The sequence below is a fragment of the Escherichia sp. AM3 genome, assembly GCF_032029835.1.
Classification (GTDB): domain Bacteria; phylum Pseudomonadota; class Gammaproteobacteria; order Enterobacterales; family Enterobacteriaceae; genus Escherichia; species Escherichia coli.
In genome coordinates this window covers 1-337 of sequence record NZ_JAVUPQ010000729.1, presented here as the reverse complement: position 1 = coordinate 337, position 337 = coordinate 1, and the positions used below count along the sequence as shown (strand labels likewise).

Genomic DNA, 337 nt, shown 5'->3' with positions numbered 1-337 from the left:
GGAACAGGATCAGCAGGAACAGCACGCCAACGGTGATGGCCGTCAGGCCGGTTTTACCGCCTGCCGCCGTACCCGCTGCGGACTCAATGTACACCGCCGCAGGCGCCGCACCCACCAGGCCAGAGAAAACGCTGCTCAGGGAGTCGGTGGTCAGCGCTTTGCCGCCGTCAATAATCTGTCCGTCTTTATCCAGCAGGTTAGCCTGACCGGCCACCGCGCGGATGGTGCCCGTGGCATCAAACACCGCGGTCATTACCAGCGCCAGCACGCTTGGCAGGATCACCGGGTTCAGCGCGCCCACAATATCCAGGCTGCCAATCAGGGAGTTACCGTTGTC

The 337-nt window shown here is 62.9% G+C and carries 1 protein-coding gene; it reads right to left on the bottom strand.

What is annotated here, in order from left to right; translation table 11 throughout:
- Positions 1-337 (bottom strand): solute carrier family 23 protein (locus tag RTW80_RS28090; RefSeq protein ID WP_312721399.1); only part of this gene is annotated, 337 nt, incomplete at both ends.